Source organism: Fictibacillus phosphorivorans (genome assembly GCF_023715845.1).
GTDB lineage: Bacteria > Bacillota > Bacilli > Bacillales > Fictibacillaceae > Fictibacillus > Fictibacillus phosphorivorans_D.
Genome location: NZ_JAMBOR010000002.1, coordinates 111384 through 125035, shown reverse-complemented (window position 1 = coordinate 125035; position 13652 = coordinate 111384). Strand labels below are relative to the sequence as shown.

17 protein-coding genes are annotated in these 13652 nt (G+C 39.6%); all 17 read left to right on the top strand.

Annotated elements, in window-relative coordinates:
* Positions 1-2: 2 nt before the first annotated feature.
* The 17 genes from M3206_RS02230 to M3206_RS02150 all read left to right on the top strand — a co-directional run bounded on the left by M3206_RS02230 (position 3) and on the right by M3206_RS02150 (position 13645).
* Positions 3-1157: a flagellar hook-length control protein FliK gene (locus M3206_RS02230; RefSeq protein WP_251310879.1), complete on the top strand. Its 1155-nt coding sequence runs from the start codon at positions 3-5 to the stop codon at positions 1155-1157.
* A 6-nt stretch (positions 1158-1163) separates the two neighbouring features.
* On the top strand, positions 1164-1616 hold the full coding sequence (gene flgD, locus M3206_RS02225; RefSeq protein ID WP_251310878.1) for a flagellar hook assembly protein FlgD: 453 nt from the start codon (positions 1164-1166) through the stop codon (positions 1614-1616).
* A 14-nt stretch (positions 1617-1630) separates the two neighbouring features.
* The gene (locus tag M3206_RS02220) at positions 1631-2008 is read left to right on the top strand and encodes a TIGR02530 family flagellar biosynthesis protein (RefSeq protein WP_251310877.1); all 378 of its coding nucleotides are present in this window, start codon (positions 1631-1633) and stop codon (positions 2006-2008) included.
* A gap of 85 nt (positions 2009-2093) precedes the next feature.
* On the top strand, positions 2094-2894 hold the full coding sequence (gene flgG / locus M3206_RS02215; protein ID WP_251310876.1) for a flagellar basal body rod protein FlgG: 801 nt from the start codon (positions 2094-2096) through the stop codon (positions 2892-2894).
* Positions 2895-2941: 47 nt separating this feature from the next.
* The gene (locus M3206_RS02210) at positions 2942-3157 is read left to right on the top strand and encodes a flagellar FlbD family protein (RefSeq protein WP_251310875.1); all 216 of its coding nucleotides are present in this window, start codon (positions 2942-2944) and stop codon (positions 3155-3157) included.
* Positions 3158-3586: a flagellar basal body-associated protein FliL gene (fliL, locus tag M3206_RS02205; protein WP_251310874.1), complete on the top strand. Its 429-nt coding sequence runs from the start codon at positions 3158-3160 to the stop codon at positions 3584-3586. It abuts the gene before it with no gap.
* Positions 3587-3619: 33 nt separating this feature from the next.
* Positions 3620-4612, top strand: a complete 993-nt coding sequence (gene fliM, locus M3206_RS02200; RefSeq protein WP_251310873.1) for a flagellar motor switch protein FliM — start codon at positions 3620-3622, stop codon at positions 4610-4612.
* Entirely contained in the window at positions 4606-5748 is a 1143-nt protein-coding gene (gene fliY / locus M3206_RS02195; protein ID WP_251310872.1) for a flagellar motor switch phosphatase FliY, read from the top strand. The genes fliM and fliY overlap by 7 nt, the downstream gene beginning before the upstream one ends.
* Before the next feature lie 18 nt (positions 5749-5766).
* Positions 5767-6129: a response regulator gene (locus M3206_RS02190; RefSeq protein ID WP_251310871.1), complete on the top strand. Its 363-nt coding sequence runs from the start codon at positions 5767-5769 to the stop codon at positions 6127-6129.
* A gap of 15 nt (positions 6130-6144) precedes the next feature.
* The gene (locus tag M3206_RS02185) at positions 6145-6798 is read left to right on the top strand and encodes a flagellar biosynthetic protein FliO (RefSeq protein WP_251310870.1); all 654 of its coding nucleotides are present in this window, start codon (positions 6145-6147) and stop codon (positions 6796-6798) included.
* A complete protein-coding gene (fliP, locus tag M3206_RS02180; RefSeq protein WP_251310869.1) occupies positions 6791-7471 on the top strand; it encodes a flagellar type III secretion system pore protein FliP in 681 nt (226 codons plus the stop codon). Before M3206_RS02185 ends, fliP begins: the two co-directional genes overlap by 8 nt.
* Positions 7472-7488: 17 nt before the next feature.
* Positions 7489-7761: a flagellar biosynthesis protein FliQ gene (fliQ, locus tag M3206_RS02175; protein ID WP_066289449.1), complete on the top strand. Its 273-nt coding sequence runs from the start codon at positions 7489-7491 to the stop codon at positions 7759-7761.
* A gap of 1 nt (position 7762) precedes the next feature.
* A complete protein-coding gene (gene fliR / locus M3206_RS02170; RefSeq protein WP_251310868.1) occupies positions 7763-8536 on the top strand; it encodes a flagellar biosynthetic protein FliR in 774 nt (257 codons plus the stop codon).
* A gap of 4 nt (positions 8537-8540) precedes the next feature.
* Positions 8541-9620, top strand: a complete 1080-nt coding sequence (gene flhB, locus M3206_RS02165) for a flagellar biosynthesis protein FlhB (protein WP_251310867.1) — start codon at positions 8541-8543, stop codon at positions 9618-9620.
* Between the two features lie 23 nt (positions 9621-9643).
* A complete protein-coding gene (gene flhA, locus M3206_RS02160; protein WP_251310866.1) occupies positions 9644-11677 on the top strand; it encodes a flagellar biosynthesis protein FlhA in 2034 nt (677 codons plus the stop codon).
* Entirely contained in the window at positions 11677-12795 is a 1119-nt protein-coding gene (gene flhF / locus M3206_RS02155; protein WP_251310865.1) for a flagellar biosynthesis protein FlhF, read from the top strand. The genes flhA and flhF overlap by 1 nt, the downstream gene beginning before the upstream one ends.
* Positions 12788-13645, top strand: coding sequence for a MinD/ParA family protein (locus tag M3206_RS02150; RefSeq protein WP_251310864.1), 858 nt, complete (start codon positions 12788-12790; stop codon positions 13643-13645). The genes flhF and M3206_RS02150 overlap by 8 nt, the downstream gene beginning before the upstream one ends.
* Positions 13646-13652 lie beyond the last annotated feature (7 nt).

Genomic DNA, 13652 nt, shown 5'->3' with positions numbered 1-13652 from the left:
AAATGCAAGTCATGATGGAACGAGTATCAGCGCCAGTACAAATGACACATAGCAGCAAACCAACCGGTCAAATAAAATCTCTTTTTTCTCAGTATTTAATACCTATGGAACAAACGCCGTACGAGAGCAATCAAGAAGTAGATGTCAGCATAGCAGAGTTACTTACGAAGTTATTATCCGATACAGATGAGTCCAATCCATTCTGGAATCCGTCTATTGAAGACAAAGATGTGCAAGCATTAATGAAGGATCTTCCTGATGAAATAAAGGAACTGATCGAGTCGATGTTAGGTGAACAGATTAAAGGTGAGGAAAGTATTCAAATTCATTTACCTGAAATGAAATTAGCTTTCTTATTACAAGTGATGTTCTATGATCAACAGCACACGTTGTCACAACCGCAGCAAAAAGAACTGACTCAGCGGATTGGAAAATGGTTTCCAGAAGTAAAGCTAGATAGCAAAGATAGTCTTTCGAAACAAATTGAACAAATATTTAATCGCGTAAAAAAAGTGATGGACATTAATGGTTCCACAGACAAAAGTAGCTTCATTAAAATCATGGAAGATCTTTCAACTGTGAAAAAGGTACAGACATTTGCTGAACAAGCCTTTCAAAGATACGTACCAGTAAAACAGACGGAACATGTATCAAATCATTTTCAATCGGTACAAAGCCCTTTATCACCATTAGAACAATGGACTTTAAAAGTACCTGTTTCGACAGAAGAAGGTCAAAAACAACCATTTATTCGTGAATTACAGCAGATCATCACAAAAGGAAAACTGATCGTTACGGAATCAGGTTTCACAAAAATGCAAATAAAACTTACGCCAGAAAATCTCGGCACGATTGAAATTCAACTGATTCAGAAACACGGTGAGATCGCAGCAAGGATAATCGCTTCGTCTCAGGCAGCCAAAGATGCGTTGGATGGACAGCTAACTCAGCTTAAACAAGCTTTTACTGGACAGAATATAGAATTTGAAAAACTTGAAGTTGTTTTTTATAAGGATGATCAGTCCTTTCCATTTCATGATCAGGAAAGGCAAGAGCGTGAAAATCATCATCCAAACAATAAAGAAACCGATGATGTCGAGAATGAATTTTCATTTGAAGAACAACTCTCAGAAGTGATTTTAAATGAGGAAGTGTGATGAATAATGTCGAAAGTATCAGAAAATCTCATGTTATCCAACTATCAAGCTAACACAAAACAAACCGGATCTAATATTCTAGGAAAAGATGATTTTCTTAAGATTCTAATCACTCAGCTGCAAAATCAAGATCCTACAAGCCCTATGCAAGACCGAGAATTCATTGCACAGATGGCAAGCTTTTCGTCACTAGAACAAATGACAAACATGAATAAAACGATGCAGCAGTTTTTGACCTTCCAAACTGAAGCTTCCCTTCTTCAGCAGAGCCAGATGATTGGTAAACAAGTGACGTATGAAACGGAAACTATAAATGAAAAAGGCGAAAAAGTGCTAGAAGAAAAAGAGGATACTGTGAATTCCGTATTGTTTGAAAAAGGCTTGGTCATGCTTGAGATGAGTGATGGATCAAAGATTACAAGTTTCCAAGTTATTAAGATTACAGACCCAGCGAACTAAAAGGAGTTGAAGTTATGAGCGAACGGATTACCGCTCATCAAATGTTCCAGCCAACCCTTTACCCAGCACGAAATCAACGACCAAAAGTTAACCAACATTCGTTCGAGTCACTGTTTGATAAAGAGCTGAATTCGTCTCTTACGGTCAGTAAGCATGCAAAAAAACGGTTTGAAGACAGGAATATAAAAATAACAGATGCAAGCTGGAACAAAATTAGTGAAAAGGTAAAAGAAGCTGAACGAAAAGGAGTAAAAGACTCTCTTGTAATTTTGAGAGATGTAACTCTTGTTATAAATGCGCCAAATAAGACCGTAATCACAGCTTTAGGAAGAAACGAGTCCGCATCCCAGATCTTCACAAACATTAATGGTGCCATCGTAATTGACGAATAAACGAGCTGGACCTTTACAGGAGGCTCACAGAAACTGCAGATAGACAGAAGCAGTTTACTAAACCAAGTAAGGGAGATAAAAACAAATGTTACGTTCTATGTACTCAGGAATCAGCGGTATGAAAAATTTTCAGGTAAAGCTTGATGTAATCGGAAACAACATTGCAAACGTCAATACATACGGCTTTAAAAAAGGTCGTACGACATTTAATGATCTTGTGAGTCAACAGATTGCTGGGGCTAGTGCTCCAACTGCAGGAGGAAGAGGTGGTGTGAATCCTATGCAGGTAGGATTAGGTTCACAACTTTCAACTATTGATACCGTTCATACGCAAGGTAGTTTGCAAACAACGGGTCGGCCCTTAGATCTAGGGATATCTGGAGATGGCTTTTTTAGATTAGGTAGTAATACCGGTACAGATATAAGTTACACAAGAGCAGGGAATTTTTATTTAGATAAGTCAGGCTCAATAGTAAGTTCGGATGGAAAGTATTTGCTTGGAGGTAATAATCTTCCTATTGTTATTGATACAAATGCAAAGAGCTTTAGCGTTGGGGCAGATGGAACAGTTAATTATATCGATAAAGATGGTGCTTTAGTTAAAGCTGGGCAAATTCAATTGGCTAAATTTCCAAATAACGAAGGTTTGGAAAAAATCGGAGGTAATGAATATAGTAAAAGCACAAACTCTGGGGAACCAGTTAATTCATTTCCAGGAGATGGGGGTGCCGGAACTTTAGTAGCTGGTGCGCTTGAAATGTCCAACGTTGACCTTTCTGAAGAATTTACTGAAATGATCGTGGCTCAGCGTGGTTTTCAGGCAAATACAAGAATTATCACAACATCTGATGAAATCCTTCAAGAACTGGTGAACTTAAAACGCTAATGAAGGGAGGAAGGGCTAAACATTCGGTTGCTTGGTCCTGAATTCATATGATTACTTTAACCCAATTAAATGGTAACACGTTTACTTTAAATGCCATTTATATTGAACAGGTTCAATCGTTTCCTGATACGACAATCACCTTAACGACAGGAAAGAAATTTGTTGTGAAAGAAAGTGAGGAAACGGTCACTCAGAAAGTCGCCTCATTTTACAGAGGCATTACTTTGTTGCCGATTAACGGCAACAAAGAGGAGGATCGATAGATGGGTAAAAACAAAGCGGTAACGATCATGCTTTCCATGATTGTTGCTATTGGCCTTATCGGTGCAGCAGGTTATTTTGGGTTTCAATACTTCTCTCCTAAGACCGAAGCTTCTGAGCCAACTGCCGAAGAACTGGATAAGCTGATGGTGGAAACTGAAGAAATCACCACAAATTTGGCAGATCAGTCTTATATCAAGATCAAGTTTAAAATACAAGCCGATAGTAAGGATGCAAAAACAGAACTTGAAAAAAGATTGTTTCAGGTTAATAACTTGATCATTTATGAAATTTCCAACAAAAAAACCAATGAACTCTCAGGACAAAAAGGGTTAGTTTCACTTGAAAACACCTTGAAAACCGAAATCAATAAAGTTATGAAAGATGGAAAAGTAGTAAGAGTCTACACTACTCATAAGATCGTTCAATAATTATAAATACATGCATGAAAAGAGGTGAGACTCTTGGTAGATGTTTTGTCGCAAAACGAAATTGATGCGCTTCTTTCCGCTCTATCAACAGGCGAGATGGATGCAGAAGAACTAAAAAAGGAAGAGTCAGAGAAGAAAGTAAAAGTTTACGATTTTAAAAGAGCCCTTCGGTTCTCAAAAGAACAGATTCGCAGTTTAACTCGTTTGCATGAAAACTTTGCAAGGCTATTGACCACCTATTTTTCAGCTCAGTTAAGAACGTATGTACAAATCGGAGTGGCGTCTGTTGATCAGCTGCCTTATGAAGAATTTATTCGTTCTGTCCCGAAGATGACGCTTTTAAATGTATTTGAAGCACACCCATTTGAAGGCAGAATCTTGATGGAAGTGAATCCGAACATTGCCTATGCGATGCTGGACAGAGTAATGGGCGGCAGTGGTACGGGTATGAACAAGATCGAGAACCTGACTGAGATCGAGACAAGAATCATGAGCCAGCTATTCGAAAATACATTGGATAGTTTTAAGGAAGCTTGGACAAGTGTTATTGAACTTGATCCTTTCATGCTGGATCTGGAAGTTAACCCGCAATTTTTGCAGATGGTTTCCCCTAACGAAACAGTAGTCGTTATTTCACTAAATACGACGATTGGAGAAACGAGCGGGATGATCAATATTTGTTTGCCTCATGTTGTGATCGAACCGATTATTCCAAAACTCTCAGTTAGTCATTGGATGCAGAATAAAAAGAAAGTTCGTACACCAGGTGAATCGGAGTTTATTGAACAAAAATTAAAAAATGCACTCCTTCCTTTTAAAATTGAATTAGGTTCTTCAGAGATGTCAATCGAAGAATTCCTTTACCTTGCTTCAGGAGATTGTATTGAGTTAGACCAAAGGATTGGTCAGCCGCTAGTGATAAAAGTGGAAAACACTCCTAAGTTTCTTGGTCAGCCAGGAAAGGTAAAGAAAAAGCTCGCTGTACAAATTTTAGAGACCATTAAGGAGGATGAGGATCAATGGTAAGTGGAGATATGCTTTCACAAGACGAAATTGATGCTTTATTAAATGGTGGAAGTCCTTCCTCGTCCGGAACGACAAAAACCGAAGACTATTTATCTACTATTGAACAAGATGCATTAGGTGAAATTGGGAACATCTCATTTGGAAGTGCAGCTACAGCCCTCTCTACACTTTTAAATCAAAAAGTAGAGATTACGACTCCTACTGTTAGCGTTGTTAAACGAACGGAGTTAAAAAATGAATTCCCGATCCCGCATGTGGCTGTACAGGTTACATATACAGAAGGCATTGAGGGTGCAAATCTTTTGGTCATCCGGAAGTCGGATGCACAGATCATCGCTGACCTCATGCTTGGCGGTGAAGGTACGAATCCTTCGCCGGATTTCGGAGAACTTCAGTTAAGTGCCGTTGGTGAAGCAATGAACCAGATGATGGGTTCTGCATCGACATCGATGTCAACGATCTTTAACAAGAAAGTAGATATCTCTCCGCCTAAGATTGATTTTCTGGATGTGGAATCAAACATGAGTATGATTCCAGATGAAGAAATTCTAGTAAAAGTCTCGTTTCGTCTGAAAGTAGGAGAATTGATAGATTCCAACATCATGCAATTGATCGATGCTGAATTCTCAAAAGATCTCGTTTACAAACTGATGAATCCTGAACCTCCAGTAGAGCAGGCGCCTGTTGCAGACCATACGCCTCTAGAGGAAGCTCAGTCTGTTTTAGAACCATCTTTACGAGATCATGAACAATCGTATGCACAAAAAGAGACTAAGACAGAACCATCTCCATCTTATCAACCGCAATTGAGAGACGTTTCTGTGAAGCCTGCTAGTTTTTCAGATTTCAGTGATTTTGGTTCAAACCAGGCTGAAACGAAGAACTTGGATATGCTTCTAGACATTCCGCTTCAAGTAACTGTGGAATTAGGACGTACGAAAAAAACGATTAAAGACATTTTAGAGATGTCAGCCGGCTCGATTGTAGAGCTTGATAAGCTGGCGGGAGAGCCTGTAGATATCTTTGTAAATCAAAAGATGATAGCAAAAGGTGAAGTCGTTGTAATCGATGAGAATTTTGGCGTCCGGGTAACCGAGATATTAAGTCAGCGTGACCGATTAGAAAAACTGAAATAGACAACGGGGGTAATAGTTATGGGAGAGCGTATTTTAGTTGTTGATGATGCAGCTTTTATGAGAATGATGATTAAAGACATCTTAGTGAAAAATGGGTTTGAAGTAGTAGGGGAAGCTGCAGACGGAGCTCAAGCTATAGAAAAATTCGAGGAACTAAAACCAGACTTAGTAACAATGGATATTACGATGCCAGAAATGGACGGTATTACAGCACTAAAAGAAATTAAAAAATCACACCCGCAGGCAAGAATCATTATGTGTTCAGCGATGGGCCAGCAAGCAATGGTTATTGATGCGATCCAAGCAGGGGCGAAAGATTTTATCGTTAAGCCTTTTGCAGCTGATCGTGTAATTGAAGCCATAAAGAAAACCTTGGGATAAGCAGGAATCATTCGAATGTGGAAATGGGTGATTTGTTTATTTACAGCAGTTTGCCTTTCGTTTGTACCTTATAGTGTACAAGCGGAAGGCAGCGGTCAAGGGAAAACGGTATGGGATACCGTAAATGATACTAAGAAGGACAAAAATACAGATAAAGAAGGCACTCTTGAAACGAAAGAGTCCGTTAAGAATGAAAGTACCTTTTTCATACTAATAAAACTTATTTTCATGCTTGGAATTGTGCTGGTCATCTTGTTCTTCGTCTTAAGGTTTATCCAAAGAAAATCAGTTAGTTTTCAAGATGGTAAAAACCTTCAGTCTCTCGGTGGGATAGGAGTCGGCCAAAACCGTTCCGTCCAGTTGATTAAAACAGGTAACTCTGTGCTGGTGGTTGGCGTTGGAGATACCGTGACTTTATTAAAAGAAATAAAAGATGAAGAGGAAGTAAGGCTGATGCTCGAACAACGTCCTGCTCAGCAAGTGAGCACAATGGCTAATCAGCTGAAAACAAAATGGCATAAACACATGGGTTCGTCACAAAAGACGGAAGATGTTCCACAAAATCAAAAGACGAACTTTAAGAACTTACTCGCTACATTAACGAATGAAAGAAAAGAACAGCGTAATGAAATACAGAAGGCTTTTGAGGACGGTAAACATCATGAATGAATTTATTCCAGGTCTAGATTTGGATTTTATCAATAATAGCGATCCGGCAAACATGGAAACAACCATACAGTTGCTGCTGCTTTTAACGGTTCTGTCTCTTGCGCCAAGTATTCTGATCCTAATGACTTCTTTTACTAGAATCATAATTGTTCTTTCATTTGTAAGAACTTCACTCGCTACACAACAAATGCCGCCGAACCAAGTATTAATTGGAATTGCGCTCTTTCTTACTTTTTTTATCATGGCGCCAGTGATGCATGATGTGAACAAAGATGCTATACAGCCGCTTGTAAAGGGTGAAATATCGCAAAAGGAAGCTTTTGATAAAGGAAGTCTTCCAGTTAAAGAGTTTATGGCAAAACATACGAGGCAGAAGGATCTGATGTTATTTCTCGAATATTCGGGAGCGAAGAAGCCAGAGAGCATTCAGGATATCCCTCTTACGACACTCGTACCCGCGTTTGCGATCAGTGAGTTGAAAACGGCATTCCAGATGGGCTTTATGATCTTTGTTCCGTTTCTGATCATTGATATGGTCGTAGCTTCTGTTTTAATGGCGATGGGGATGATGATGCTGCCGCCTGTGATGATTTCACTGCCATTCAAAATATTATTATTCGTTCTTGTCGATGGCTGGCATCTAATCGTTAAGTCATTACTATTAAGCTATTAAAACGGGCAGGTGGTAACATGGATTCTCAATTTGTAATCTCTTTAGCGGAAAAAGGTGTATACATAACTCTTCTCTTGTGTGGACCATTACTTGCTTTAGCTCTCGTGGTAGGTTTGATCGTCAGTATCTTTCAAGCCACCACACAGATACAAGAACAGACACTTGCATTTATACCTAAAATTGTCGCAGTTTTGGTAGGTCTCGTATTTTTTGGACCTTGGATGTTATCCCAGATTCTTGCCTTCACGGCAAATATCTTTCAAAATCTGCACACATACATAGGCTTATAACATGATAGATTTGCTTTCTTTTCCGCCGTTTTTATTAATCTTTACTAGAGTATCGGCATTTTTTTTAACGATTCCTGTCTTTTCTAATAAAAATTTACCGGTCATGCACAAGATCGGTCTTTCCGTATTCTTATCTTGGATCATGCTGTACGCGATCAGTCCAGATCCTGTACCCATCAACGGATTTTTTCTTCTTCTTATCCTGAAGGAAGCGATGATAGGGCTGACGATCGGTTTTATAGCAGCTATTGTCTTTTTCGCAATTCAAGTAGCAGGAGGATTTATAGATCTGCAAATGGGTTTTGCCATTGCAAACGTTTTTGATCCTCAAACAGGGATTCAATCACCATTGATGGGAAGATACCTTTATGCGTTCGCGATGCTCTTTCTTTTAGCGATAGATGGGCATCACATGCTAATGGATGGCATTTTTTACAGCTATAACTTTCTGCCTCTGGATTCTCCAATCGCGAATTTTGGAAACGGCAGTATGACTAAATTTGTGGTGAGTGTATTTTCAGGAATGTTTCTAGTAGCTCTCCAAATGGCCATTCCGATAGTAGGAACACTGTTTTTAGCCGATTTAGCTTTGGGAATCGTGGCAAGGACGGTTCCTCAGATGAACATATTTGTTATCGGTCTCCCGGTGAAAATCTTGATAGCACTCGTATTATTCTTGGTTGTTATGCCTGCTTTTTTTGTGTCTATTCAAATGCTGGTCGGACAGATGCGAGACACGATGGTTAATTTAATGGAACTGTTAGGGGCTGCGTAGTCAGATGAGATACCAAATTAACTTAAAGTATTTTTCACAGGAAAAAACAGAAAAAGCAACCCCTAAAAAGCGTCAGGAAAGCCGGAAGAAAGGACAGGTAGCAAAGAGCGCTGATATTAACGCAGCATTCGTATTGTTCGTTTCGGTTATGTTTTTATCATTCATGGGCGGATGGATGGGTGAACGATTAAAGCACCTGTTTACACATAGCCTGGAGAAGAAACTTTTATATGATGTGACAGAAACCAGTATACCGAAGCTGTTTTGGGAGCTTTCAATTGAGGTTGCTATTATTCTTGCTCCCGTTATGATCGCGGCTATGGCAGCTGGCGTGATCGGAAACTATTTACAGGTGGGTTTTCTGTTCTCAACAGAAGCGATTCAGATGAAGCTGGAACGCATAAACCCTTTGTCAGGTTTTAAACGAATTTATTCTGTGCGTGCGCTTGTCGAACTGTCAAAATCATTATTGAAGATTTTGCTGATCGGTGGTGTGACCTTCTTTGTCTTATGGATGGAGAGAGATGTTTACTTAAGAATGTCTCTCGTCAGTATTGAATCTTCCCTCCCTGTTTTTGGGGGGCTTGCTATAAAAATGGGATTTGCTGCTTCACTTGTTTTGCTTTTTCTTGCGTTTCTCGATTATATGTATCAGAAATACGACTTTGAGAAAAACATCCGTATGTCAAAACAAGATATCAAGGATGAATACAAAAAATCTGAAGGTGACCCGAAAATCAAAGGAAAGATTAAAGAAAAACAAAGGCAGATGGCCATGAGACGGATGATGCAGGAAGTGCCAAAAGCAGATGTGATCATTACAAATCCTACTCATTACGCAATTTGCTTAAAGTATGACGATTCTGGAATGGATGCACCTGTCGTAATAGCAAAAGGTGTTGACTTGATCGCCCAACGAATCAAAGAAATCGGTAAAGAACATAATGTCGTGGCTGTCGAAAACAAACCATTGGCGAGAACGCTTTATGCAAGAGTCGAAATCGGACAAGTCATACCAGAAGACCTCTTTAAAGCCGTTGCTGAGATATTAGCCTTTGTTTATCGCATCAAGAAAAAAGTGTAAGGAATGAATAGGAGAGTATATAGATGAAAGCTAGAGATTTAAGTGTATTAGCCGGTGTGATCTTGATCATTGCCATGCTAGTCATACCATTGCCGACTTTTATGTTGGATTTCTTCATTATCGTAAATATTTCTCTGGCACTTTTAATCATACTGATTGCCATGAATACAACACAGCCTCTCCAATTCTCTATATTCCCGTCATTACTTTTGTTGGTGACACTTTTCAGGTTAGGACTTAACGTTTCAACGACCAGAAGCATCCTTTCAAAAGGAGATGCCGGAAATGTTGTTCATACCTTTGGAGAATTTGTGGTTGGAGGAAATATCCTCGTTGGTATCGTCGTGTTTTTCATACTGATCATCATTCAGTTTATCGTGATTACTAAGGGTTCAGAACGTGTATCCGAAGTAGCGGCCAGGTTTACGCTTGATGCGATGCCTGGTAAACAAATGAGTATCGATGCTGATCTTAATGCGGGTATGATATCAGACCGAGAAGCGAAAGAAAGACGTGAAACCATTGAGCGCGAGGCGGATTTTTATGGGGCTATGGATGGTGCCAGCAAGTTTGTTAAAGGAGATGCTATCGCTGGAATCATCATCGTCCTGATTAACATGCTCTTTGGAATTATTATTGGAATGGTTCAAATGGGTCTGAGTTTTGGCGAGAGTGCGGAGATGTTTACTCGTATGACTATTGGGGACGGATTAGTTTCGCAAATACCTGCACTCATCATCTCGACTGCCACAGGGATTATCGTTACACGTGCAGCATCTGAAGGTAACCTTGGTTTTGATATCAGCAAACAGCTTCTCGCTTATCCCATCATGCTTTTTGTAGCAGGCGGCACAATCATCATGCTTGGACTCTTCACACCAATCAACGATTTCTTCACGATTACAGTCGGAGGACTGCTTGCATTCGGAGGTTATTTGCTGCTAAAAGCAGAGAGAGAACAAAAAGAAAAAGAAGAAGTGGTAGAAGAAGATATTCAGACAGAACAGCTTAAAAGTCCAGAGTCCGTCGTTAACCTTCTTCAGATCGATCCGATCGAATTTGAATTCGGGTACAGCTTAATACCACTTGCGGATACGTCACAAGGCGGCGACTTATTAGACAGGATCGTGATGATTCGAAGACAGCTGGCGTTAGAACTTGGCATGATCGTACCTGTAGTAAGAATCAGAGACAATATTCAGCTTCAGCCGAATGAATACAGAATCAAGATCAAAGGGAGCCAAGTCGCAAAAGGTGAGCTGCTGTTGGACCATTATCTTGCGATGAGCCCGGGTATTGATGATGAAGAAATAACAGGAATTGAAACGATAGAACCAGCATTCGGCCTCCCTGCGATCTGGATCGGTGAGGAGATGAAGGAAAGAGCGGAATTCTCAGGATATACAGTAGTGGATCCGCCATCTGTCGTGTCGACTCATTTAACAGAAATTATTAAGAAGCATGCTCATGAGCTAATTGGAAGACAGGAAACCAAACAGCTTGTTGAACACCTTAAAGAAGCATACCCGGCGATCGTGGAAGAAGTTACACCAGATGCACTGACGATCGGGGAAATTCAAAAAGTTTTATCCAAATTGCTGAAGGAACGAATATCCATACGCAACCTAGCCGTCATTTTTGAGACGTTAGCGGATTTTGCCAAGATGACAAAAGACACAGATCTTTTAACAGAGTATGTCAGACAAGGATTGTCCCGGCAGATCTCTAAAAGCTATGTAACCGAAAACGAACCCCTGCACGTAATTACTCTTGGAGGTTCGGTCGAAAAAAAGATTGCAGATTCTGTTCAGCAGACGGAACACGGTAATTATCTTTCTCTAGACCCGCACGATTCACAATCTATATTCGATAGCATCACGAGAGAATTAGAATCTGGAAGAAGTTTTGATCAGTCGATTGTCATTTTATGTTCTCCTGCGGTAAGGATGTATGTAAGGCAGCTGATCGAACGTTATCTACCTGATGTAGCTGTTTTATCTTATAACGAGTTGGAACCTGAACTTGAAGTCAAAAGCGTTGGGGTGGTGAATATTTAATGAAGGTTAAAAAGTATACAGCTAACAGTTTGCCAGAAGCTATGAAGCTAGTAAGAGCAGATCTTGGCAGCGGCGCCGTCATCTTAAATACGAGGGAAGTCCAAGCAGGAGGGTTCCTTGGATTTTTCACTAAAAAGAATATCGAGATTTTTGCAGGTTTAGATCAAGACATAGACTACTATCCCAAAAAGAGCTCAATTGTAAACCATGAACCTGTTCAGAATAAGAGTGAGAATGAAGAACTTACATACGAGATCCGTCAGCTTAAACAAATGGTTCACAGTATGACGATTCAGAAAAAAGATAATGAACCTATCCCCGAATTTGCAGAAAAATGGCGGTCTTTTCTGGAGAGGCAAGAACTGGAACAAAACATTTCAGAGGAGATTATTAATCAATTAACCAGTAAATACCTTTCGTTAGATCCGGATGAATCAGAAGTTTATGACTGGAATAAATGGATGATTGACTGGTTCAGTGCACGCATGAAAAAGAGTGAGTTTGGCGGATTTCATTATGAAGCGAAATTTTTAAATTTAATCGGTCCAACAGGGGTTGGTAAAACAACAACAATCGCAAAAATTGGAGCAAAAGCCGTTTTGAAGGACAGAAAAAGGGTTGCTTTTATAACGACTGATACATACAGGATTGCAGCGATCGAACAGTTGAAAACGTATGCGGAGATCTTAAATATCCCTTGTGAAGTCGCTTATACGGCTGATGACTTCAAAAAAGCGAAAGAAAAATTTAAGGACTATGACCTTGTCCTGGTGGATTCAGCAGGAAGGAACTTTTTAAACCGATTTTATATTGAAGAGCTTCAGCGGATTGTTCAGTTTGATAAAGATATGAAAAATTATCTCGTTTTGTCGCTAACTTCAAAATATAAAGATATGGAAACAATCTATAGTCAGTTTAAGAGTCTCCCTGTTCATAAAGTGATCTTTACAAAGAAGGATGAAACATCGACGATTGGTGCGATGTTAAATCTAGCAATCAATCACAGTGTTCCTATCAGCTACATAACAAACGGTCAAAATGTACCGGATGATATGTTTGAAGCAGATGCGGAAGAATTGGTGCAGATGTTATTAAAGGAAAAACTAAAACATGATTGATCAAGCCGAGAGTCTTAGAAAGCAACTACTGGCAACATCGGTTCCAAGCGCTAGGGTAATATCTGTCGTAAGTGGAAAAGGCGGAGTAGGTAAGACAAATATTACTGTAAATCTAGCACTCTCTCTTATAAAGATGGGAAAAAGAGTACTCGTTATGGATCTTGATGTGGGAATGGGCAATGTAGATCTGATTTTAGGGAGAAGATCTCCTAAACATATTATGGATCTGCTTCAAAACCAATTGTCAGTTTGGGAGATTATAGAAGAAGGCAAAGAAGGATTACATACGATTGCAGGAGGGAGAAATTTTCGTTCTCTTCAGCACATAACAGATGAAATGCTAGATCATTTTATGAAACAGCTAGACGAACTTGAAATGTTCTATGACTATATCTTCCTTGATATGGGAGCAGGCGCTACTGAAATTGCATTGAAGTTTATTCTGTCCAGCCATGAAGTTTTAGTAATTACAACTCCTGAGATCACATCGATTACAGATGCTTACTCCATGATGAAGTTCATACATGTGAAGGATCAAAATCTACCATTTTTTTTGGCGGTTAACCGCTGTGAAAATAAGTGTGAAGGACGAGAAACTTCAAATAAATTAGGACATGTGTGTAATCAATTCTTGAAAAAAGAACTTATTCATTTAGGAATGATTCCGTTAGACTACTCTGTGCTGGAATCGGTAAAAAGGCAAGTTCCATTTATCTTGAACAAGCCGGCTTCTGAAGCTTCACGCGCAGTTGCTGATCTAGCGAGAACGTATACGGGAGCAGTACAGCAGCAAAAAGCATCCTATAAATCATTTATCAGCAGATTAAAGTCATTATTTCGTGAGAGGTAGATGCTAA